This is a genomic window from Flavobacterium sp. EDS (assembly GCF_020991525.1).
Lineage (GTDB): Bacteria > Bacteroidota > Bacteroidia > Flavobacteriales > Flavobacteriaceae > Flavobacterium.
Map to the genome: position 1 here is coordinate 32,985 of NZ_JAJMOZ010000006.1, position 24,825 is coordinate 57,809.

Annotated in this window: 19 protein-coding genes; 10 read left to right on the plus strand and 9 right to left on the minus strand. The window is 32.5% G+C overall.

Going from position 1 to position 24,825, the window contains the following annotated elements; all coding sequences use genetic code 11:
• Positions 1-2 precede the first annotated feature (2 nt).
• On the plus strand, positions 3-2,459 hold the full coding sequence (locus LPB87_RS10335; protein ID WP_230727852.1) for a hypothetical protein: 2,457 nt from the start codon (positions 3-5) through the stop codon (positions 2,457-2,459).
• A 122-nt stretch (positions 2,460-2,581) separates the two neighbouring features.
• Positions 2,582-7,237 (plus strand): hypothetical protein, encoded by a 4,656-nt coding sequence (locus LPB87_RS10340; RefSeq protein WP_230727853.1) that lies wholly within the window; start codon positions 2,582-2,584, stop codon positions 7,235-7,237.
• A 388-nt stretch (positions 7,238-7,625) separates the two neighbouring features.
• On the opposite strand, the gene LPB87_RS10345 is transcribed toward LPB87_RS10340, so the two are convergent.
• Both LPB87_RS10345 and LPB87_RS10350 read right to left on the minus strand, forming a co-directional pair.
• Positions 7,626-8,666 carry a cysteine synthase family protein gene (locus LPB87_RS10345; RefSeq protein WP_230727854.1) on the minus strand — a complete coding sequence of 347 codons (1,041 nt, stop codon included), beginning with the start codon at positions 8,664-8,666 and terminating at the stop codon, positions 7,626-7,628.
• 71 nt (positions 8,667-8,737) lie between these two features.
• Positions 8,738-10,798, minus strand: a complete 2,061-nt coding sequence (locus tag LPB87_RS10350) for a S9 family peptidase (protein WP_230727855.1) — start codon at positions 10,796-10,798, stop codon at positions 8,738-8,740.
• A 139-nt stretch (positions 10,799-10,937) separates the two neighbouring features.
• Here LPB87_RS10350 and LPB87_RS10355 point away from each other — a divergent pair, with 139 nt between their 5' ends.
• On the plus strand, positions 10,938-11,258 hold the full coding sequence (locus tag LPB87_RS10355; protein WP_129537871.1) for a YbaB/EbfC family nucleoid-associated protein: 321 nt from the start codon (positions 10,938-10,940) through the stop codon (positions 11,256-11,258).
• A gap of 225 nt (positions 11,259-11,483) precedes the next feature.
• Here the strand turns inward: LPB87_RS10355 and LPB87_RS10360 are convergent, their stop codons facing one another.
• A complete protein-coding gene (locus LPB87_RS10360) occupies positions 11,484-12,503 on the minus strand; it encodes a GntG family PLP-dependent aldolase (RefSeq protein ID WP_230727856.1) in 1,020 nt (339 codons plus the stop codon).
• A gap of 152 nt (positions 12,504-12,655) precedes the next feature.
• Here LPB87_RS10360 and prfB point away from each other — a divergent pair.
• Positions 12,656-13,751, plus strand: a protein-coding gene (gene prfB, locus LPB87_RS10365; RefSeq protein ID WP_129537869.1) for a peptide chain release factor 2 whose coding sequence is annotated in 2 segments (ribosomal slippage) — positions 12,656-12,718 and positions 12,720-13,751 — 1,095 coding nt in all. Because the reading frame shifts where the segments join, the coding sequence is not laid out codon by codon here.
• Between the two features lie 42 nt (positions 13,752-13,793).
• On the opposite strand, the gene LPB87_RS10370 is transcribed toward prfB, so the two are convergent.
• Complete coding sequence (locus LPB87_RS10370) at positions 13,794-14,702, minus strand: phospholipase A (protein WP_129537868.1); 909 nt, start codon at positions 14,700-14,702, stop codon at positions 13,794-13,796.
• A 321-nt stretch (positions 14,703-15,023) separates the two neighbouring features.
• Between LPB87_RS10370 and lpxD the strand changes: the two genes are divergently transcribed.
• The 6 genes from lpxD (at position 15,024) to hemN (ending at position 20,917) form a co-directional block, all read left to right on the plus strand.
• Positions 15,024-16,022 carry a UDP-3-O-(3-hydroxymyristoyl)glucosamine N-acyltransferase gene (lpxD, locus tag LPB87_RS10375; protein ID WP_129537867.1) on the plus strand — a complete coding sequence of 333 codons (999 nt, stop codon included), beginning with the start codon at positions 15,024-15,026 and terminating at the stop codon, positions 16,020-16,022.
• Between the two features lie 170 nt (positions 16,023-16,192).
• Positions 16,193-17,821, plus strand: a complete 1,629-nt coding sequence (locus LPB87_RS10380; protein WP_129537866.1) for a carboxyl transferase domain-containing protein — start codon at positions 16,193-16,195, stop codon at positions 17,819-17,821.
• Between the two features lie 109 nt (positions 17,822-17,930).
• Complete coding sequence (locus LPB87_RS10385; protein ID WP_129537865.1) at positions 17,931-18,353, plus strand: DoxX family protein; 423 nt, start codon at positions 17,931-17,933, stop codon at positions 18,351-18,353.
• A gap of 107 nt (positions 18,354-18,460) precedes the next feature.
• Positions 18,461-18,808 (plus strand): hypothetical protein, encoded by a 348-nt coding sequence (locus tag LPB87_RS10390; RefSeq protein WP_129537864.1) that lies wholly within the window; start codon positions 18,461-18,463, stop codon positions 18,806-18,808.
• 115 nt (positions 18,809-18,923) lie between these two features.
• Positions 18,924-19,400 carry a hypothetical protein gene (locus tag LPB87_RS10395; protein ID WP_129537863.1) on the plus strand — a complete coding sequence of 159 codons (477 nt, stop codon included), beginning with the start codon at positions 18,924-18,926 and terminating at the stop codon, positions 19,398-19,400.
• A 152-nt stretch (positions 19,401-19,552) separates the two neighbouring features.
• The gene (gene hemN, locus LPB87_RS10400; protein WP_230727857.1) at positions 19,553-20,917 is read left to right on the plus strand and encodes an oxygen-independent coproporphyrinogen III oxidase; all 1,365 of its coding nucleotides are present in this window, start codon (positions 19,553-19,555) and stop codon (positions 20,915-20,917) included.
• A gap of 8 nt (positions 20,918-20,925) precedes the next feature.
• Here the strand turns inward: hemN and LPB87_RS10405 are convergent, their stop codons facing one another.
• The 5 genes from LPB87_RS10405 to LPB87_RS10425 form a co-directional block, all read right to left on the minus strand.
• Positions 20,926-21,627 carry a sulfite exporter TauE/SafE family protein gene (locus LPB87_RS10405; RefSeq protein WP_129537861.1) on the minus strand — a complete coding sequence of 234 codons (702 nt, stop codon included), beginning with the start codon at positions 21,625-21,627 and terminating at the stop codon, positions 20,926-20,928.
• Between the two features lie 169 nt (positions 21,628-21,796).
• Positions 21,797-22,246, minus strand: a complete 450-nt coding sequence (locus LPB87_RS10410; protein WP_129537860.1) for a FixH family protein — start codon at positions 22,244-22,246, stop codon at positions 21,797-21,799.
• Positions 22,247-22,258: 12 nt separating this feature from the next.
• Positions 22,259-23,677 (minus strand): cytochrome c oxidase accessory protein CcoG, encoded by a 1,419-nt coding sequence (gene ccoG / locus LPB87_RS10415; protein WP_129537859.1) that lies wholly within the window; start codon positions 23,675-23,677, stop codon positions 22,259-22,261.
• A gap of 4 nt (positions 23,678-23,681) precedes the next feature.
• A complete protein-coding gene (locus LPB87_RS10420) occupies positions 23,682-24,623 on the minus strand; it encodes a cbb3-type cytochrome c oxidase N-terminal domain-containing protein (protein WP_230727858.1) in 942 nt (313 codons plus the stop codon).
• A 28-nt stretch (positions 24,624-24,651) separates the two neighbouring features.
• Positions 24,652-24,822 (minus strand): CcoQ/FixQ family Cbb3-type cytochrome c oxidase assembly chaperone, encoded by a 171-nt coding sequence (locus tag LPB87_RS10425; RefSeq protein WP_129537857.1) that lies wholly within the window; start codon positions 24,820-24,822, stop codon positions 24,652-24,654.
• Between the last annotated feature and the right edge of the window lie 3 nt (positions 24,823-24,825).

Here is a 24,825-nt window from a genome sequence, read left to right on the forward strand (position 1 = left end):
AAATGAAGAAAGAGAATAAGAAGATCTTGTTTTGGTTATGTATTGTTTTTGCCTGTTGTATTTGCAGCAAAGGATATACCCAGGATGTGGATTTAGAGAGTTTTTATAAACCCAATTTTAAAGTTACGGGAAATGTTAATGCCAATATGATGTATTATAATTCTAATATGCCAAATGCACGTGAGCCTTTTACTTATTTGCTTTCAGGGAGTTTAAATATTAGTGCTTTTAATTTTAATGTTCCGTTATTTTATAGCATTACCAATCAGGGAAATAATTTGGGATACACAGCACCGTTTGATTTCAACAGATTAAGTATTATGCCCAAATACAAATGGGTAAAAGCCTATATAGGCAATGTAAGCATGACCTTTTCTCCTTATACCTTAAGTGGTTTTCCTTTTAAAGGAGTTGGTCTGGAACTTACTCCAAGAAGCCCTTTTAAAGTAACTTTAATGGGAGGACAATTACTTAAAGCCGTTTCAGAAGAGAATGCAATGGGAGGAATTCCAGTGTATCAGCGTTTTGGTTACGGAGCAAAAATAGGTTTTGAGCAACCACAATATAAAATTGGCTGGATTGGTTTTTATGCCAAAGACAATGTTAATTCTCTAAATATGACCAATGATAAGGGAGTAACGCCAAAAGAAAATTTTGTAAATAGTTTGACCTTTAGTACTTCTTTACTTAAAAATTTAAATTTTAATGTTGAGTATGCTTTGTCTGTTTTAACGGATGATACTCGAAGTAAAAATCTTTCAGGTGGAAGTTTCAGAGACAAGTTATTCTCTGCTAAAGAAAGTACAAGTTATATGAACGCCTTTAATGTTAATTTTGATTATAATATCCAAAAGAGTGTCATAGGATTAACGTACGAGCGTATTGATCCTAACTACAACACATTGGGAGCACTATATTTTAATAATGATTTAGAAAACATTGCTTTGCGTTTTTCACGTCCTTTTTATCAGGATAAAATTACGGTTTCTACCAGTTTAGGATTTCAAAGAGATGATTTAGCAAAAGCTAAAAAACAGGATACTAAGCGGGTTGTAGCTTCCATTAATATGAATTACACAGTAACAGATCAACTTACTATTTCGGGTAGTTATTCGAATTTCTCTACTTATACAAATAAAAAATTAGATCAATTTGAGCTTATAAATAATCCAAATGTAGTACAGTCTGATACTTTAGATTATAGACAATTATCACAAAATGCCAATGTAAATATGTCCTATGCTTTTGGGGAAAAGAGAAATCAAAATTTCAATTTCAATTATAGTATTGCTGGCCAGGCAAATGAACAGGGAGGCATTATAAGAAAAGGACAAGCCAGTACTGTGCAGAATTATAATTTGTCCCATTCAGTAAATTTTATTGGAACCAAAGTAGCATTAAACAGCTCTCTTAATTACACCAATAATGAGGTTGGTCAAAATAGTAATTCTTCGATTGGAGGTTCTATTGGAGCCTCAAAGAAGTTGTTCAAAGATAAGCTAAATACAAATTTTGGGGTGCTGTATAATAATTCTCAGTCAAATATGAATTCAAGTTCTGTATTTGGAGTTAAGTTTAACAATAGTTATATGCTACTCGAAAAACACAACTTGAATATGAGTATTATTTCAATGTTCAGGAGTAGTTCTAATGCGAAGAAATTTAATGATTTAACTGCTACATTAAATTATTCTTATTCATTGGACAAAATAAAACTACCAGCAAAAAAAGAGCCTAAAGAAGAAGTCAAAATTGTTTCAGATCCTATTTTAGAAATAAAACACAAAGACAAAACTTATAAAGGAACTAGAAATGAAATCATAAAACAGTTACAGGATCTCCAACTTGCATTACGACCGATGCCAAAAGAAGATTCAGATGAATTAGAGTATTTATTAAGGCTGACTACTCTGACCCCAGATGGTAAGAGTTTTAAAGAAAAAGCTTTAAATTATTTGAAAGCGTATGACTTAAATAATGACATTTTAAACAGATACAATGAATTCATTCTTGAAACTGTAAAAAGTTTAAAAGAAGAAATGATTCGCAAAGACGGAGCTTTTGAAAATGAATATGTTATAGCATTAGGAAGAGTTAATAAACACAAGATGCATGGAGTCAGTGAACAAGATGCAACCAATAAAATTGGTTATAATTCGTATTTAAAATTGGTTGAAAGAAAAAATAAAAAGCTACAACCTTTATTAATTCATCGATGGATGCTTAATGAGATCTCAATACTTGCTAATACTTCTGCAGATGATATTCATAAAAATGAAAATCTTTCCAGTTTTAATAAGCAAGAGTTGAGTCACTTCTTTAAAATGATGAAAGATAAAAAAATAGAAACAGAAGTAATAGAAGAATTAAAAATCAAACTAATTCCGTTTTATCACAATTTAGCAAATAAGAATGTTAAAGATGATGAAGTTGATTTTAATTATTTAAAGAATAATTAAGGGATTAAAAAATAGGGTTCTTTACGAAGTAAAAGTGTAGCTATTGTTTCGAAAAGGGTTTTGGCTAAAATATAAAAGAAGTTACTATGCTTTATTGTATAAAAAAACAGGATTATTTGTTTATGAAAAAAAATTATAGAATACACCTATCGGTCTTATTTATCATGCTTTCGGTTATTTTTTCGTACGGGCAAGATAATGTTGCGTCAAAAGAAGCAGGAGCTGCTTCGAGTGCTATCGAAAAAATAGCAAAGACTGATCGTTGGATAGATAAATTTTCGAATCAGGATTTGGTAGAATTACCAGTCGGAATTCGTAATACGGTAAATAATGTTCAGTATTCTATTGGAATCACAAAAGCTGTTTTTTCGGCAGAGTACACCACTCTAACCGTTTTTTGTAGAGTAGATATTCCACAAAAAGATAAAAATGGGCAACCGATGCAATTATTCTTTGGAGCAGATAATGTCAAATTATCGCATCAAGGAGGTATAATTGGGGAGGCCAAATTAGTATTGTTAGGTAATGTTGATATTCCGTTTAGTGATAATAAATGGCAGGTTTCATTATATGGTGGCTTTGATATGGCAACTGGAAGTGTTGATGATTTAACTTATGTAACAATTGATTGTGATGGTTTTAAAGAAATGAAAATTTCTGGAGCCGTTGAGTTTTCAAGGAATTTGATATTGCCAATTGATCCAATAACAAAAAAAGTTGATGAAGCAAAAACAACGATTCCTAAAACCTATTATAACGGAAAAACAGTTCAGATTCCAAACAGAGTTAGAGGTGAGTTTAGCTTTATGGCAAGTAGCTGGAATGATATTTTGGTCAATGTAAGCTTAGAGCCTTTTACACTAAAAGACAAAAGAAACGGAAAAGATTTTGACGGTAATTTTGAGTTTTGGGTAAGTAATGCAGTATTGGATTTAAGTGATTTAAAAAATGATGCCACAGTTGTGTTTCCGGAATATTATGCAAAAAATGCACTTTTAGTACCAAGTCCAGAAGCTTGGAAAGGGGTTTTTATTCAGGCTTTTGAGGTAGGCCTGCCTAAAGAATTTCAGACTACAGATACGGCATCAAGTAAAGGGAGGCTTTATATAGGTGCTCAAAATCTTATTATTGATAAATATGGAGTTTCAGGGACTTTTTATGCAGATAATGTGTTCCCACTGGATCGGGGTATAACCAGTCAGGAAAAATCATGGGCTTATTCTTTAGACCATATTGATGTAACTATTGCAGCAAATACTTTTGTAAAAGCAAATTTAAGCGGTCAGATTCTTTTACCAATAACTAAAGCGACAACTGGGAAAAAAGAAACCTCAACTCCTGGAACACCAACTCCAGATAAACCAGCACAAACCAATAGAGCTGGCTTGGCATATAATGGATTTATATCCATGAACGAACAGCAACTGATTGTGGTTACAAAAGATTCAATAGCTTTTGATATTTGGAAAGCAAAAGCGTTGTTGCTACCTAATAGTTCTGTTGAACTAAAATTAGTTAATGGACGGTTTTTACCCAAGGCTAATTTAAACGGAACAGTTTCTTTTGGTACCAATAAAGGAGCGACAGATGATAAAGACGTAGAGGGAAAACGTACGGTTGATTTTAAAGGAATTTCTTTTGAAAATCTGCAATTGCAAACCGTCTCCCCTATTATTTCTGTTCGAAATATGGGCTATAAAGGTACAGTTGCCTTTGGGAATTTTCCTGTTTCCATTGGTAATATAAATGTTGCTATTAATGGAAATGATTCCCGAATCGATTTTGATTTAGGGATTAATTTGATGGATGCCGTTGGTGCAGGTGCTACAGCCCGAATCGGAATACTAGGAAAAATGTATGATGACGGTTATAGGCAACGAAGCCGATATGATGGTTTAGATTTATCAGCTATAAATATTGATTGCCAATTTAGTGGACTCACCATTAAGGGAGGTCTTATCTTAATGGAAAAAGACCCCATCTACGGAGATGGTTTTAATGCTGATTTAGAGGTGGATGTGGCAAAAGTTGTCAACGTAAAGGCTAAAGCTATTTTTGGACGTACTACTTTTAGATATTGGTATTTTGATGCCGCAGTAAAATTTCCTCCAACGCCTGGTGTCCCGTTCATGATTACCGGTTTTGGTGGAGGTGCCTATTATAAAATGCATAGAAATCAAGATATAGCCATTGGAGATTTCTCCCCATCAGGATTAAGTTATACGCCAGATGAAAAAGTAAGTTTAGGAATTAAAGCTTTAATTTATTTTAATATTGGTTCAGAAAGTATATGTGATGGCGAAGCTGGATTTGAAATGGCTTTTAACTCAAAAGGAGGAATCAATAGATTAGCCATTTTTGGAAAAGCAAATGTTATGGCTACTATACCAGGACTCAAAGATGTTACTGACTTAATGGAAAAAGTAGCATCTGATGTTACTTCAAAGAAAAGTTTTTTAGGCATAACTGAAAGTGATCTTAAAGGTTCTTTCGCTAGTAAATATATTCCAGAGGCAAAAGCAGCAATTCCAGGAGATTTATCAGCTGCAGTAGGTATAAAAATGGCAGCGGCAATAGAATTTGATTTTCAAAATAATTCTATGCATGCTACAACGGATGTATATATTAATACACCAGGAAATTTTCTTTCAGGTACTGGGCCTGGTGGGCAGGCAGTTTGGGGTGTATTTCATAAAGACCCGAAAGATTGGTATATGTACATGGGAACTCCAGATAAAAGATGCGGTATAAAGATTGGAGTTGCCGGTTTATACCTTAAAACAACCAGTTATTTTATGGCAGGTACATTATTGCCTGGAAGCCCACCCCCACCCCCTATTGTAGCTCAGATTCTAGGTGTCGATGTCAAACAATTAGATTATATGCGTGACGAAAATGCACTGGCAAATGGAGGGGGAATAGCCTTTGGTGCAAGTTTGGATTTTGACACTGGAGATTTAAGTTTCTTACTTTTTTATGCCCGTTTCCAAGCAGGAATGGGATTTGATATCATGCTAAAAGATTATCAGGAAGCCAGATGTTCTAATACAGGAAAAACTGTAGGTATAAATGGTTGGTATGCTAACGGACAATCGTATGCTTACCTGCAAGGAGAATTAGGAATTAGAATCAAATTATCATTCTTGAGATTAAAGATTCCAATTATTTCAGGTGGTGCAGCGGTTTTATTACAGGCAAAATTACCAAATCCAGTTTGGATGAGAGGGTATGTAGGTGGAAACATGAATATTTTAGGAGGATTAATCAAAGGGAAATTCCGCTTTAAATTTGAACTTGGAGAGGAGTGTAAATTTGAGAATGGATCTCCACTAGGAGGACTTAAACTGATAACAGATGTAACTCCAAAACAAAACACAAGTGATGTTGATGTTTTTGCTGTACCTCAAGCTGCTTTTTCTATGAAGGTAAATGAAGCTTTTGTGATTCCGGAAGATGAAGGTGATGTTACCTATAAGGTGATACTAGAAAAATTTAAGATCCTTGATGGTACAAAAGAAATTCAGGGAATTTTAGAATGGGGGTCTTCAAAAGACAAAGCTAATTTTGTTTCGACAGATATTCTACCTCCAAACAAAGAATTAAAAGTTCAGGTTGAGGTTAGTTTTCAGAAGATGATAAATGGTGTATTTCAGCCTATAAAAATAGACGGAAAAGTGGCAACAGAATATGAAGAGAGACTATTTACAACGGGAGGAGCTCCCGATCATATTCCTCTTACTAATATAAAATATTCCTATCCAATTGTAGATCAGAAATATTTCCTTGAAGAAGAATATCCAAAAGGATATATCCAGCTTAAACGTGGGCAGGATTATTTGTTTGAAGATGAGAATTGGGAAACTAGTATCAAGGTAAATGAAGATGGAGTTTCTAATGCAAAAGCTACAACTTTTAATTATAACACCAGTTCTAATGAAGTCTATTATGATTTACCTAATATTAATCAGGACAAGAAATATAATTTTTCCATAGTGAGTAATTTAAAACAAGCTCCGTCGAGAAATTCAGTAACTGCGACAAAAACGAATACTATTAGTGATGCCGGTAATGACATACAAGTAAGAGAAAACCAAGCTGATGCATTATCCAAAACAGAGGGAAGTATTAATCGTTTATCTTACTCATTTACGACAAGTAAGTACAAAACTTTTACTTCTAAAATGAATGCGATAAACACTCAAAATTATAATTTTGGAGTATTGTATTCAGATGTTATTTATTTAACCAACACAATTTCAAGTCAGGAAGCATTTGATTTGGTTGAATTGCAAGGAGTAACATATAGCGATAATAAGCCTATTATAACAGCCCAATCTAAACTAAATGACACGTATTATGCGACAGATATCTTTCCGTATCTCTATAAAGATTATCCTTTAAATGGTAAATATTCTATAAGTGACAGAGATACTAGTGAATTAGGAGTGATTCCAGCAAAAGCGATACCGCTCAATGCCTATTATATAACCAGTATTGAGAATAACGTAAACCAATCATGGACAAAAGGTAATTTCCCATTTAAGTATAATATGCCATTGCTTTACAAACAGGATTGGGTTGATTTAAACAATCAGATTGCTAATGATTATGTAAACGGCTTGGTGAGTAGTACATCTGTTGCAAACCGTTTTCTAAATAGTAATTTCTTGTTTATGCGCTATGGTAATTATGAAATAGTAATGAAATACAATTTGCCGGGAGATAAGAAATCAACAGAGTTTACATATAAGTATAAAAACAATAATAATTTTAGATAATGACACATTTCACCTCAACAATTTAGATAAATTTAATATTAGAAATGATGTTTTAATTTCAAAAATTAAGGAATAAAAAAGCTACATCTCAAAAAGATGTAGCTTTTATAATTTATCCAAACCAATTCTATTTATTTTAGAAAATATATTGATCCCATAAAACCCTCTTACTAATTTGTCTTCAAAAGTATCGTGTAAAAATCATTACTATTTGCGTGCGCTTGTTTCTGCTTAATATTCCTTTTTTTATATTCCAAAGGAACTTTTAGCACCTTTAATTAATCTATCACTGCAATAAATTAAAAACAACTACTCCAATACATCATTATAAAAACACAAAAAACTCCAGATATCTCTGGAGTTTTTCTATATATAAATACTATTTTATTTACTTTACAAATTCAATTTTTTGAACTTCTTCTTCATTGACACTGTCAAAGAAGCCTTGTTCGTTCATCCAATCATCGCTAAACACTTTACTCATGTAACGCGAACCATGATCAGGAAATATTGCTATTATATTGCTATCTTTAGTAAACTCCCCTTCCTCTGCATATTGTTTAATCGCTTGCATTACTGCTCCAGATGTATATCCTACAAATAAGCCTTCTTTTCTTGTAATTTCTCTGGCTGCATGAGCACTTTCTTCATCGGTTACTTTCATAAACTTATCGATGATGTCAAAATCTGTGGCTGATGGAATTAGATTTTTTCCTAAACCTTCTATACGGTATGGATAAATCTCTTTATTATCAAATTCTCTTGTCTCGTGGTATTTTTTTAATACCGATCCAAAAGCATCAACTCCAAGAATTCTAACATTAGGATTTTGCTCTTTCAAGAATTTTGCAGTCCCTGAAATTGTTCCTCCAGTTCCACTACAAGCAATAAGATGCGTTATCTGACCTTTTGTTTGTTCCCAAATTTCTGGTCCAGTAGTGTTATAATGTGCATCAACATTTAATTGATTAAAATATTGATTAATATAAACCGAACCTTTGGTTTCCTCATGTAATCTTTTAGCAACATTATAATAAGAACGTTCATCATCTGCAGAAACGTGAGCGGGGCAAACATATACTTTGGCACCTAAGCTACGTAACATATCAATCTTATCTTTGGATGATTTTGAACTAACAGCTAGAATGCAATTATAACCTTTTATAATGCTAACCATTGCTAAGCTAAAACCTGTATTACCGGAAGTAGTTTCAATAATTGTATCTCCTGGAGATAAAATCCCTCTCTTTTCGGCCTCTTCAATAATATATAATGCAATTCTATCTTTTGAGGAATGTCCTGGATTAAAAGCTTCTACTTTTGCATAGAAATTACCTTCTAACCCTTCTGTGATTTTATTTAGTTTAATAAGCGGTGTATTGCCTATTAATTCTAAAACGTTGTTGTAAGCAGTTATTTCTTCTTTCATAAAAAAATAGTTAATCGAGGGTATTTTTAAATTAACCTCGACAGGATGCAAATTTAACAAAAAAATTCTAATTACATTTTAATTTTCTCTAAATCTAATAAAAAACTAAACTCTTTCGCTAGTTCCTTTAGAGCTTCAAAACGCCCGGAAGCACCGCCATGCCCCGCATCCATGTTAGTATTTAGGAATAATAAATTATTATTAGTTTTTTTATTTCTTAATTTGGCCACCCACTTGGCTGGCTCCCAATATTGTACCTGAGAATCATGTAACCCAGTAGAAATGTACATATTAGGGTATTTTTGAGCACTTACATTGTCATATGGCGAATAAGACAACATATAGTCATAATATTTCTTTGTATTAGGATTTCCCCACTCATCATACTCTCCTGTAGTTAACGGAATAGTACTATCTAACATTGTGGTCATAACATCTACAAAAGGTACTTGGGCTATTACTCCATTATATAATTCTGGAGCCCAATTTACGATAACTCCCATTAAAAGCCCTCCTGCAGAGCCTCCTTCTGCGTATAAATGCTCCGGAGAAGTATATTTTTGTTCAATTACATATTTAGAACAATCTATAAAATCTGTAAAAGTATTCTTCTTTTTTAATAATTTACCATCTTCATACCATTGTCTTCCTAGATCTTCTCCGCCGCGAATATGGGCTATTGCAAAAATAAAACCTCTATCTAACAATGATAATCGCGTTGATGAAAAATAAGTATCCATTGTAATTCCATAAGAACCATATGCATAAAGCAATAATGGATTCTTACCGTTTTTTTCTAATCCTTTACGATAAACCATCGAAATAGGCACTTTTACACCATCTGTAGCAGTAGCCCAAATACGTTCTTCGATATAATTGTCTTTATCAAACTCCCCTCCTAAAACTTGTTGTTCTTTTAGAATTACTTTAGTTTTCGTTTTCATATTAAAATCGATAACCGAAGATGGCGTTGCTAAAGATTGATAACTATAACGTAAAATATCGGTATCAAAATCAACATTAGTGGTAGTAAAAGCGCTGTATGTTTCGCTTCCAAAAGGCAAATAATAATCTGGTTCATCATTCCAAGGCATGATTCGGATGTGATTCAAGCCGTTTGAGCGCTCCTCTACAACCAAATAATTCTTAAAAATTTCAATATCTTCTAATAAAACATCTTCTCTATGCGGAATAAGATCTTTCCAGTTTTTCTTTCCAGTAGCATTTTCAGGCGTTTTCATCAACTTAAAGTTAGTCGCCTTATCTTTATTGGTCAGAATGTAAAAATGGTCTTCAAAATGCGAAATACTATATTCTAAACCACGAACACGAGGTTGAAAAACAGCAAACTCACCATCTGGATTATCAGAGTTTAATGTTCTATATTCAGTAGTCAATGTACTTCCTGAACTAATTACAATATATTTTCGTGATTTTTCTTTACCAACAGAAACATTAAAAGTATCGTCTGTTTCTTCAAAAATCAATACATCATTAGCTGAATCAGTATTTAATTTATGCTTAAAAACTTTATCGGCGCGCAATGTAACCTCATCTTGCTTAGTATAAAATAGAGTTTTATTATCATTTGCCCAAACTGAGCCTCCTGTTGTGTTTTCAATTTTATCTGAAAGAACCTCACCTGTTTCCAAGTTTTTAATCTGAATTGTATAGATTCTTCTTCCAACTACATCTTGTGCAAAAGACACAAATTTATTATCTGGACTTATGCTCAAGCCTCCTAATTTAAAATAGTTATGCCCTACCGATAATTCATTGCAATTGAATAAAATTTCTTCATCGGCAGTTAAACTTTCTTTTTTTCGGGAATAAATTGGGTAATCTTTGCCCGTTTCAAAACGAGTAATGTAGAAATATCCATTATAAAAATAAGGAACCGATTCATCATCTTCCTTAATTCTAGCTTTCATTTCCTCGTACAATGCTTTCTGCAAATCTTTAGTATGCTCTGTCATACTTTCGTAGTAAGCATTTTCTTGATTTAGATAGTCAATGACTTCAGGGTTTTCTCTATCATTCAGCCAAAAATAATTATCAATTCTAACTTCTTTATGTTTTTTTAATGACTTAGGAATTTCTTTAGCTATTGGAGCAGCAATTTTATTTGGCATTTTCTGAATTTTAATTTTAAAATGAATGTACAAAAATAACATAAACGAACACGCAACTAAATTCTTTTTTATGTAAATTAACACTTGATTTTAAAATTGAATTAGTAATTTCGTTCCATAAATTTAAAACAACCGAAAAATGGATTTAATGGGAATGATGGGAAAACTTAAAGAAACCCAACAAAAAATAGAGGATACAAAGAAACGATTAGACACGGTTTTAATAGATGAACAAAGCGCTGACGGATTATTAAAAGTTACTTTGACAGCTAACCGAAAAATAAAATCAATAACAATTGCCGATTCTTTACTTGAAGATAAAGAACAATTAGAAGATTATTTAATTGTAACATTAAATAAAGCTATAGAAAAAGCTACAGATGTTAACCAAACAGAGCTTGATGCTGTTGCAAAAATGGATATGCCAATGATTCCTGGAATGGACAATCTGTTTAAATAAGATTCAAAAGTTAAAGAAAAAAACAAAGGTTCAAAAGTTTTACGACATCGTAAACTTTGAACCTTTTTTATTTAAATAAGATTTTTAAAATTTTATGCTATTGTAAAATAGATAATCTTTTAAATTATATAGAATTCAAAGCCTCAAATATTTCACACTAATTAGTAGACTTTCAGCTTCTGAACGTTTGTTTCTCTACACCTTTGCTAAACCTCTGAATCTTTTTTATAATTTCTGTAACGTTTCTAAAACATAAGTATGCATTACTTGTCTATAATCAAGATGAGTCACAATTCTGAGTTTACCGTGCCCCATTGAACTTATTGAAATATTTTTCTGCTTTAATTTTTCTATCAAAAGTTGCTCGCTAAAATTAGGCTGCAAAGAAAAAATCAAAATATTAGTTTCTACAGGCTCTATTGAAGCTACCCAATGTTTTGTGCTTAAAACAGCAGCAATTTCTTTAGCTCTACGATGATCCTCAGCTAATCTTTCTAAATTATTTTCTAGCGCAAATATTGCAGCTGCAGCCAAATAACCAACTTGACGCATTCCGCCACCTAACATTTTTCGGATTCGCAATGCCCTTTTAATATCCGCTTTAGTTCCTAATAACATCGAACCAATAGGCGCACCCAATCCTTTAGAGAAACAAACAGAAATAGTATCGAATATTTGACCAAATTCTTTAGGATCTTGCCTTTTAGCAACTAAAGCGTTCCAAATTCGGGCTCCGTCTAAGTGGAATTTCAAATTATTCGCATCACAAACTTTCTTTATTTTCTTTAAATCTTCAAGTTCATAGCATGCTCCTCCTCCTTTATTAGTAGTATTCTCAACACATACTAAACTTGTAAGTGGGCTATGGTAAAATTCAGGATCATTAATTGCTCCTGCAACCTGCTCAGCGGTTATCATGCCACGGTTTCCGTCTAACAAACAGCAAGAAACACCGCTATTAAACGAAGCTCCTCCTCCTTCATAATGAAAAACGTGTGCATATTTATCAGCAATTAATTGCTCTCCTGGTTGTGTATGTAATTTTATTGCAGTTTGATTTGCCATGGTTCCTGATGGAAAAAATAACCCAGCTTCCATACCAAACATTGTTGCTACTCCAGCTTCAAGTTCAATAACCGTCGGGTCTTGCTTGTAAACATCATCTCCTACTTTTGCATTGAACATGTATTGCAACATTTCAATACTAGGTTTGGTGATTGTATCACTAATTAAATTTATTTCCATATTCTAAAAACTATATCTTATTTTTGTCCAACAAAATTACGTATTTCGTGTTTTCTAATTCAATGAAGTTATATAAATTTTAACCCATTACAAAACTGTTAAGCACTAAAACGAGTTATTTATAAAAATCTTATTAAAACTACTAATAATTTATGACAACTACCGAACAAATAAAAGGTATTGTAGAGCGCCTTGGTGCGTTGAGGAGGTATCTTTGACGTTGATGCCAAATTAATTGAAATCGCTAACGAAGAAGAAAAGACTTTTGCACCCGATTTCTGGAACAATGCAAAAGAAGCCGAAGCCATTGTAAAGAATCTGAGAAACAAGAAAAAATGGATCGAAGATTACAACAAAGCTATCGAACTTACTGATGAGCTACAAATTGCCTACGATTTCTATAAAGAAGGAGCTATTTCTGCTGAAGAGTTAGATGAGCACTATAAAGCCGTAGAATCGCATATTGAAAACATTGAGTTCAAAAATATGCTTTCAGATGAAGGAGATAGTTTAAGTGCCGTAGTTCAAATTACTGCTGGTGCTGGCGGAACTGAGAGTTGCGATTGGGCAGGAATGCTTATGCGTATGTATATGATGTGGGGCGAAAACTATGGATACAAAATAAAAGAGCTTAACTTTCAGGCTGGCGAGGTTGCAGGTATAAAAACTGTTACGCTTGAGTTTGAAGGAGATTACTCATTTGGTTATTTAAAGGGAGAAAACGGAGTACATCGCTTAGTTAGAATCTCCCCTTTTGATAGTAATGCCAAACGTCATACCTCTTTTGCATCCGTTTATGTTTACCCGCTTGTGGATGATAGTATTGAAATTGATATTAATCCTGCTGATATTGAAATTACAACTTCGCGCTCTAGTGGTGCAGGAGGACAAAATGTTAATAAAGTAGAAACAAAAGTGCAATTGGTACACAAACCAACTGGAATTCAAATTCAATGTTCCGAAACAAGGTCGCAGCAAGACAATAGACAGCGGGCTATGCAAATGTTACGATCTCAATTATATGAAATCGAATTAAAAAAACAACAAGCACAACGTGCCGATATAGAAGCAGGGAAAATGAAAATCGAATGGGGATCACAGATTCGAAATTATGTGATGCAACCCTATAAATTAGTCAAAGATGTTCGTACTGGTTATGAAACTAGCGATGTCGATGGAGTAATGAACGGTGAAATCGACCCTTTCCTAAAAGCATTTTTAATGATGATGGGACAAAAAGAAGAATAATCTTAATTATTAAACCCAGCTGGTGCTGGGTTTTTTATTATTCTAAAGCGGTCCAATTAAAGAAACACCTACTCCTATCGTTGTTTGCAAATGATTATAATCAATCAAGGTTTCTCCATAGCCATGCGTTGCTAAAAGAAATCCTTTTAGATTTCCAGCAATTGGATACGACCATGAAAGTGCTGCATTCCCCCTGTTATTATTAAAACTTAAATTATTACTTCCTGTAAATGTAAATATGCTTTTATTTTTAGTGTAAATTATATTTATATCTCCACGTCCTATATATTGAGCAATATCTGGATTATCATCTTTTGTTGCGCGAAGTCTTAGCCACGGTCTTACATAGACACTCCAATTATCACGATCAAATCCTAGATGAAAAATAATTCTGTTCCAACTTCTAGAAAAAGGCAACCCTTTTCCATTTGATTCATGATTGAATGCAACACCAGCCATTCGCATATTAAAGCCTAAAAATTTAAAATTAAGAGGGTAATTAAAGATAACTTCTGGCTCATAGTTGATTTCTCTGAATGGCCTTGATAAACTTTCATTGTAAATCTGCCATTGCGACTTCTGTGTATAGGCAACCCATAAATCTCCTTTCCCAAAAAGAGCATTGTGAAAAATTTTTGTTTTAAAACTAAGCTGAAACTTTGTTTCAAGATTATTATAGTTGGTTCCTGGAGGCGTAACATACTCTGGCTTACCGTTCCCTGAATAAGGCTGTTCATTTGGTGAACTATACCAATTAAGAGGTAAGACATAAATAGGCTTATATGGGGTTATCAAAAATGTTCCGTTTGATGATTCTGGAGTTAATTCCCACCTTTCAGATATTGTATGAAGCTTAGTGGGCTTACTAAACAAATCTTTTACTTGAGAATAAGTAAACACAGAATTAAATAATAGGAAAAGAAGTATTTTATTATTCAAAAATAATTTCATAAACTTTTTGTTGTTTTTTGTGATAAAAATACGCCATAAAGAATGAATTCAGGTTATATATTTACATTTAAATATTATATCTCACACAACCTCATCAACTTACTAATCTACGTATATCTCTAAATAATTTAATAAAAAACACTTATTAACAGCAAATTAAAAACTATCAACAATTTAATAGATTTAATAACGTTTTTATAATAATCAGATTGTTATTTTATCTTTTTATTAAAATCCATCAAAATATAATTAGGTAATTAAATACTAATTGATTTTATTTGGCAAAAAATACCGCAAAACCCTAAAACTAATTCATAATAAATGAAATCCTATTCTATCCAAGAGATTAACGAAGTAATTAATGGTGTTATTTATGGTGATACTTCACAAAATATTACTGCTACAGAACAATTAGACAAAGCCACCAATACCGAAATTTCGTTCATTGGAAACAAAAAATATGAAAAACATTGGCAAGATTCCAAAGCTAGTGTAGCTATTGTTAATGAAGATATTTCGATAGAACCAGGAGAAAATCGAGCTTTTATAAAAGTAAAGAATGCCGATTTAGCAATGTCGCAAATATTAGCACTTTTTGCACCACCTACACCTATCTTCCATAACAACATACACGTTAGAGCAGTTGTAGATGAATCTGCAATTATTGGTGAAGGTGTTCGAATTGGAGCTGGATGTTATATTGGCCCTAAAGTTAAATTAGCCGATAATGTAACTATCTATCCAAACGTAACTATCCTTGATGAATGCACTATTGGTAAAAACACCACTATTTGGCCAGGAGCAGTAATCCGCGAGCGTTGTCATATTGGTAACGATTGTATCATTCATCCTAATGCAACTATTGGAGCGGATGGTTTTGGATTTCGCCCATGTAATGAAAAAGGATTGGTTAAAATTCCACAAATCGGAAATGTAATTATAGGAAACGGGGTTGAAATTGGAGCAAATTCATGTGTTGATCGTGGAAAATTCAGTTCAACTATTCTTGGTGATGGATGTAAAATTGACAATTTAGTTCAGATAGGCCACAATAGTAAACTAGGTAAATTTTGTATCATGGCTGGAAATAGCGGTTTAGCTGGTTCTGTAACGCTAGGTAACGGAGTTATCATTGGCGGAAGCGCTTCTATTAAAGACCATACAACTATAGGAGATGGTGCTATTGTAGGTGCAGGATCAGGAGTTACTGGTGATATTCCTGCTGGTAAAACAATGCTAGGATATCCAGCCGTAGAAGCTCGTGATGCTTTAAAACAGTGGGCAATCTTAAAACGATTAGTTTGCGATTCTAAAAAATAAAAATATATTTCAATAGATATTTAAAACAGAAGTTCGCTTCTGTTTTTTTTGTTTCTATTTGTAAACAAACACTTTACGACTTACATCATTAAAGTAATTATATCATATCAATTTATTTCGATCGATTTCGTAAATTAGCACACACTATTTTATAAAAACACTATTTTATTATGGATTTAAACTTCAATAAAAACGAAGATCACAATAAACTCTTACTTTCTGAACTAAAACAAAAATTTGCTAAAGTAAAATTAGGCGGTGGCGAAAAACGCATAGAAAAACTTCATTCAGAAGGTAAAATGACAGCAAGAGAGCGAATTGATTATTTGCTTGATGAAAATTCAAAATATATAGAAATTGGTGGTTTTGTTGGAGACGGAATGTATGCGGAGCATGGCGGATGTCCATCTGGCGGTGTTGTTGTAAAAATAGGATATGTAAGAGGAAAACAATGTGTTGTTGTTGCCAATGATGCCACTGTAAAAGCAGGTGCCTGGTTTCCTATTACTGCTAAAAAAAATCTACGTGCTCAAGAAATAGCAATGGAAAACAGATTACCTATAATTTATCTTGTAGATAGTGCTGGAGTTTATTTGCCGTTACAAGATGAGATTTTTCCAGACAAAGAACATTTTGGGCGTATTTTTAGAAATAATGCTCAAATGAGTAGCATGGGAATTACCCAAATAGCTGCTGTAATGGGTAGCTGTGTAGCTGGCGGTGCCTATTTACCTATTATGAGCGATGAAGCTCTAATTGTAGATAAAACAGGGAGTATTTTTCTTGCTGGAAGCTATTTAGTAAAAGCTGCTATCGGAGAAACAATAGATAACGAAACTTTAGGTGGTGCAACTACTCATTGCGAAATTTCGGGTGTTACCGACTATAAAGCTAAAGATGATAAAGATGCATTAGACAAAATAAAAAATATTGTAGATAAAATTGGTGATTACGACAAAGCTGGATACAGCCGTATTAAAGCCCAAAAACCCGCCTTAGATCCAACAGAAATTTATGGCATTCTACCAAAAGCACGAAATGAGCAATACGATATGATGGAAATCATTAAGCGTATGGTTGATAATTCTGAATTTGAAGCCTATAAAGACGGCTATGGACAATCATTAATAACGGGTTATGCTAGAATTGATGGCTGGGCAGTAGGAATTATAGCCAATCAAAGAAAAGTAGTAAAAACTGCCAAAGGCGAAATGCAATTTGGAGGAGTTATTTACTCAGATAGTGCCGATAAAGCAACTCGTTTTATTGCCAATTGTAATCAGAAAAAAATACCGCTAGTATTTGTACAAGATGTTACAGGTTTTATGGTAGGTTCTAAATCTGAACATGGCGGAATCATAAAAGACGGTGCAAAAATGGTAAATGCAGTAAGTAATTCAGTAGTCCCAAAATTTACCGTTATCGTTGGAAATTCATACGGGGCAGGAAATTATGCCATGTGTGGTAAGGCCTACGATCCAAGATTAATCTTTGCTTGGCCTAGTGCAGAACTCGCTGTTATGGGAGGAACACAAGCGGCGAAAGTATTGGCTCAAATAGAAGCATCTTCTTTAAAATCAAAAGGAGAAATTGTAGATGAGGCAAAAGAGGCCGAATTATTTGCAAAAATTAAAGCTCGTTATGATGAACAAGTTTCCCCATACTATGCAGCTTCTCGATTATGGACTGATGCTATCATAGACCCGTTAGACACTCGTAAATGGATTTCTATGGGAATAGAAGCGGCTAACCACGCTCCTATTACAAAACCATTTAATCTTGGGGTTATTCAAGTATAATTTTTAAAGTAAATAAAATTACAGAAGGCATTTTTTACACCTCAAAAAAAACAACTATATTATTAAAAATTAGTAACTTAGCGTTATTATTTCAAATAACTATAGTATCATGGAAAATGTAAAAAATTTAAATAAATGGGCAAATGCGCACACTTATTTACCAGTAGATTTATTACGTATTGCTTTGGGGGTATTTTTATTTATGAAAGGAGTCTTCTTCATTACTAATATCCAGTATTTACATGATTTAATATCTCCAATTGACAAATTTGGTGGTGGAATGTTTCTTATACATTACATTGCACCTGCCCATATGATTGGAGGTATTATGATTGTTTTTGGATTGCTAACCCGATGGGCGATTGGTGCACAATTGCCAATCTTATTAGGAGCAATATTGGTTAATTTTATGGGCGAAATGCATTCACAAAATTTACTATTGGCTATTTGTGTTTTTATGGTATGCCTATTTTTCTTTTTTTATGGTAGCGGAAAACATTCAGCCGATTATTATTTTAAAATGCAACAATAATAAATCTAAAAAAACATTTAGAGACCAACAATTGTCTTATTATTATTATTATGCTATTTTTTTCATAAAAAGTACCTAAATTACATTTTATAGATTAGATTTGTAGCATGACCTGGATTCGAAAAGTAATCATCTTTGTTGGGCTCTTAATGCTCTTTTTATCTGCTTATAATGCAGACAAAGTTGTTATTGATGTAATTCAACCTCAGAAAACAGAATCAAATTTCACTTCCGATAGCATTAAATCTTCGGCTTTTATTCAGCCTCAAGCAAGTTTTCATGTTATTGCTGATTTAAAAACAAATTATCCTTCTTTATCTAAATGGTTTGATACTTTTTTAATTGTAATCCCCGATTACAACATTAAAAAAAGCATATTCAATTTTGCAGATCAAATCATAAATCAGAGAAAAAAAATCTCAATATTACTTTATCCTTTCCATTATTTCTGGTAATTAAATCTCATGATTTTAGCAATTGAAGATTAACATCTTCTCAAATAAATAGTTTGCCCATCGCATTCTGTTTATTATTTCATGTTATATAATTAAATTTTAAATAAAAACAATAATGGATAACTCCGTAACTATCATAGGTATCGCACTTGCCGTAATATCACTTTTACCTCTTTATTTCTCTTACCGTTCAAATTCTCTTAACAAAGCTAGAATACAAGCTATAAAAGAAAAATATAGCCAAAATGGAAAATTCAACTTTGATTTAACCGAATCACAAAACAAAAAAATTCTAGCTATAGATAAAACAAACAAAGGTTTTATATCAATGAATTTCAATAAAGGAAAAAATGAAAGTTCATTCATAGATTTAAATCTTGTTAAATCTTGTCGATTAGTACCAACAACAGATGCAAACTCAGATAGTATCATAAAAGTTGATTTTGAGTTTCAAGATAAAACAACAGGACAAAAAATTGTAATTCCATTTTACAATATTGAAGATGATCAAATAAATCAAGTTTGTTTGCATGAAGATCAACAATTAGGTAAAAAATGGGTACAAATCATCCAAGATTGCATTTCAGATTAATTCTTAATTCAAAAAAAAAGAGGCTCCAAATAGTGTCTAACTTTTTGGGGGCAGTTCAAGATGAGCCTCTTTTTTTTGAATTACATTATGATAAATATCATTTTAATCACTTATGTTTCTGATTAATTTTGATTTCCATTAAATTTCTTATTATGAAAAATTCGTTGATACAAAAATATAATGTTCCGGGACCAAGATACACTAGCTATCCTACTGTTCCTTACTGGAATGAAAATGATTTCACCTATCAACTTTGGATTGATTCTTTGCAAAAATCATTCGCCGAAAGCAATCAAAAAGACGGAATTAGTCTATATATTCATTTACCTTTTTGCGAAAGCATGTGTACTTTTTGTGGTTGCAACAAACGAATTACAAAAAACCATGATGTAGAAAATCCATATATAGAAGCAGTAATAAAAGAATGGAGTCTGTATTGTAAACTTCTTAATGAAAAACCCATAATAAAAGAGATTCACTTAGGGGGGGGAACACCTACTTTCTTCTCCCCTAAAAATCTTGAAGATTTAATTAATGGTATTTTTTCTTATGCTGAAAAAGCTAAAGAACATGAATTTAGTTTTGAAGGGCATCCTAATAATACAACTTACGAACATTTACAAAAACTATATAATTTAGGATTTCGAAGAGTGAGTTACGGAGTTCAAGATTACTCTCAAAAAGTACAAAAAGCAATTCATCGTGAACAATCTTTCCATAATGTGGCTAAAGTTACGTTTTGGGCTAAAGAAATTGGCTATACTTCTATAAGCCATGATTTAATTTTTGGCTTGCCTTTTCAGGGAGTTGAAGATATTATCGACACCATAGAGAAAACAAATTCATTACAGCCTGATCGTTTGGCTTTTTATAGCTACGCACATGTGCCCTGGATTAAAGGGAACGGACAAAGAGGTTTTAGTGATGAGAACGTCCCTAAAGATGCCGAAAAACGAAAATTATACGAAATTGGAAAAGAACTATTATATAAAAATGAATATTATGAAATTGGAATGGATCATTTTGCTTTAAAATCTGACCATTTATACACTGCTTTTAAAGAAGGAAAATTGCATCGTAATTTCATGGGATATAGCGCTTCCAAAACCCAATTAATGATTGGACTTGGCGTTTCATCAATTAGCGACAGTTGGTATAGTTTTGCTCAAAATGTAAAAAGCATTGAAGACTACTACCAATTATTAGAGTGGGATAAACTTCCTGTTGTAAAAGGGCATATACTAACTGAAGAGGATCTTATTATTAGAAAGCACATCTTAAACTTAATGTGTAATTTTGAGACTACATGGAGTAAAGAAAGTGGCTATTTTAAAGAGATACCAGAAATCCTAGTTCAGCTAAAAGAAATGGAGAATGATGGATTACTTATTATCGAGAATCAAAAAATAAACGTTACAGAAGCAGGAAAACCTTTTGTACGTAATATCTGTATGGCTTTTGATTTACATTTAAAGAGAAAAGCACCAGAAACAAGTTTGTTTTCGATGACTATTTAAACTCCTAATTAATGACAATTAGGTGTCTCCTGAACAAATAAGCTCATATTTGATGGAGATAAATACGGAATTCCAAGACCCAAGCCTCTCAGAATAAACAAAACTCCAATAATAACAGCAACATAAGGAATTGCTTTTTGAAATTTATTGCGAGTTGATTGTGAAATAAACGAATTAAAATATACTACACTGGTCATTAAAGGAACCGTTCCTAAGCCAAACAAGATCATATACAAAACACCCAATTCGGCACTTTGCATAGCAATAGCTCCAAACAATGCTACATATACCATTCCGCATGGCAAAAATCCATTAAGTACTCCAATAATAAAAAGTGACTTATAACTTTTACTCCTAAAATGCTTACCTAGATTGGTTTTTATTTTTGAAATGAGCTTATAAACTGGTTTTGAAAAGTTGTATTGTGCAAATATTCTCTCTGGAGTTAGAACTACAATTATCATAATTACTCCAATAACAATGGATATTTTTTGCTGAATTCCAGCAAGAAAAAAACCTTTTCCTAGTAATCCAAAAACCAATCCAATTGTCCCATACGCAAACAATCTACCTAAGTGGTAGACTGTAACTTGTGTTGCTTTTTTAACCCCAATTTGCTTATCAACAGGCAACATCATAGCAATAGGGCCACACATACCTATACAGTGAAAACTACTGATTAAACCGAATATAAAAGCTGAATAAAGCATTGTTATTTATATTAGTATCTATTCTCGATAGATTGTTTATGAAATCTAAAAGAGATATTTTTATCTAAATAGACTACACCAGACGTGCGATTATAAACTAAATTCTTTTGCATTTAGTATCCTTTTGCCTATTACATTCAATAAACTACTTGATACTGTAAATACCATTTTAATTAATGTAAACAACTTCTTTAGTTAAATACTGTTTACCATCATATTGCCATTCCATATTAACATCCCAACGTCCTTTTATTAATTTCTTTTGAGGAATCAATAATTCAGAATTTGTTAAAGTAATTGCTGTATTAAAATCTAGTTTTTTATTTGATGGACGGTACATTAGCACCTCACCTTTTATATTTTTACTTTCAAAAGTATTTGGGAAAATAATTTTAACTCCATCTTTCATAGCAATAATTGTAGGTCTTGATTTCAAATCATGAGCATTTTGAACACGATCCATTTCTTCTCCAAAATGGGAATCATGTTTATAATATTCTTCAACAACCAAATCATTGCTATACTTACTATCGGATTGTACTTTAAAAACAAAGTATAAAATGAATGTCATAAACAATCCAAATGCAATTACTATTGCTGTTCCCCAGTTAATTTTCATGATATTATTTTTTTAATTAAAACTTCTCGGTCCTAAAAAGTTTGTTGATGTCTTTTCGATTAATTTGTCACCGTTAAAAACACCTATTTCTACCTTAGTTTTATCACTTTCTAAAAGTGCCTGATCTATTTCTATGAACAATGTTCCTTGTGAAATTCCTTGTTTTGGAACTTTAAACTTTTGAGTACCAACATTTTTTATAGTACCTTTTTGATCAATCAATTCAAAATGAATATCATTAAAATCATTTATTGTTTTATTGACAATCTTGTACGTATAAATATTACTTATTTTATCTCCTTTGTGTTGGAAAAGCTGTCCAGGTAAACGTAAAACTACAGCTTGAACATCATTTCTTAAGAAAAGCATTCCAACAAAAATACCCAGCAAGATAATCAATACTGCTGTATATCCTTTCATTCTAGCAGTAAATCGGAAAGGTTCTTTTTTCTCGATTTCATCTTCAGAAGCGTATCTAATAAGTCCTTTTGGTAAACCTATATTTTCCATGATAGTATCACATTCATCAATGCAAGCTGTACAATTTGTACATTCTAATTGAGTTCCGTTTCTAATATCAATTCCCATCGGACAAACATGCACACATTGCTTACAGTCAATACAATCTCCTTTTCCTGATGCTGCTCTATCTTCTTGTTTATTATATTTAGCTCTACCTAGTTCTTTTTCTCCTCTAACAAAGTCATAAGCTACATTAATAGATTTATTATCCAAAAGCACACCTTGTAATCTTCCGTATGGACAGGCTATAATACAAACTTGCTCACGAAACCAAACAAATATAAAGTAGAAAACCCCAGTAAATAATAATAAGGCTATAAAGTTATTTGATTGTTTGATTGGCCCTTCTTCAATCATTAAAAACAATTGATCACTTCCTACTAGATAAGCTAAGAAAACGTTACCAATTAAAAACGAGATTAGAAAAAAGATAAACCATTTGGTTAGTCTTTTTCTAATTTTCTCTCCATTCCATTCTTGTCTGGCTAATCGAGATTGTGCTCCTCTATCTCCATCAATCCAATATTCTATTCGGCGAAAAACTAGTTCTAAAAATATAGTTTGCGGACAAATCCATCCGCAAAAAATACGCCCATACACTACTGTAAATAAGATTATAAATACAATACCAACGAGCATTGATATTACAAAAAGATAAAAATCCTGAGGCCAAAAAGGGAATCCAAATATATTAAAACGGCGTTCTAAAATATTGAACATCATAAATTGATTTCCATTTACTTTTATAAACGGATTTGCAACTAAAATGGCTAATAAAACATAACTAACCAATTTCCTGTATTCATAAAATTTACCAGACGGTTTCTTAGGGAAAATAAATTTTCTATTACCCCCTTCATCTATTGTTCCGATGGTATCTCTAAAAGCTTCGTCTGGTAAATTTGACATTGTATTATTTTTTAACTTGTGTAGAATCTGTTTGTGTGGTTACTCCTCCTGCATCAGTTTTTGATGCATCTTTATCAACCCAAATTTCCCCTTCTGGTTCTTTTGGGTCTTTAGGGTTACTTCCTTGTAGAGACAAAATATAACTGGCTACTTTTTGTATCTCTTTAGGTTTTAACGTCCCTTTCCATGCTATCATTCCTTTTCCGTCTCGCCCTCCATTGGTTATGGTGTGGAATATTTCTTTTATTCCCCCACCTAAAATCCAGTGGTTGTCTGTTAAATTTGGACCAATTTGCCCTCCTCCATCAGCTCGGTGACAGGCAGCACAATCTGTTGTGAAAATTTCTTTTCCAGTAGCAAGATCAGCTGGATCTGTTAACAGGGTAACTGTTTTCTCATCCATCAAATCTGGAGCTGTTTTAAGATATTCTTCAACATCTATCTTAGCTTGTGCCATCTCTTTTTTCAACTCCATCTCTTGGTCTTCTCCACCTAATACATCATAATGTACTACATAAGCAACAGCGAAGACGATAGTGATATAGAATAAATAAATCCACCATGGTGGTAAGTTATTATCTAACTCTTTAATGCCATCATAATCATGATCTAATAACAAACTTGCTTCTGTTTCCATCGGCTCCGTTTTTGTTAATTTTTGCATTAAATTTTTATACCAAGCTCTTTCTTTTAAACTCAAATTACTATCAATTTCAAGTTTCGCTTTCTGTTCATCTGTTAACAGATTATAAGTAATTCGGTCTATTGCACTTACTGTAATTTCTATTGCTATTAAAAGGAAAAGAAATACGAATAAAAAGACAGAAACCATTGGGTATTTTATAAATGCAGGCTTATCACCTGAGTCTATAAAATATTCCATTGCACCAAAAACGATGAAGAAAATTAGTGGCAATCGTATATATACTGGAATTAATTTTTTCATTTTATATATTATTTTTTAATTCTACAATTTAATTTTCGTCCAACGGAATTTGACTCATTTCATCAATTTTTTCTTTTCCGTATGAGAATACCCAGATCCCTAGGCAGACAAAAAAAAGAAAAAAAATTAGCAAGGAAAGTATCGGGAATATCTCTACTCCCGCAATAGTCTCTAAGTTGTGTTTTACTTGTTCAAACATAAT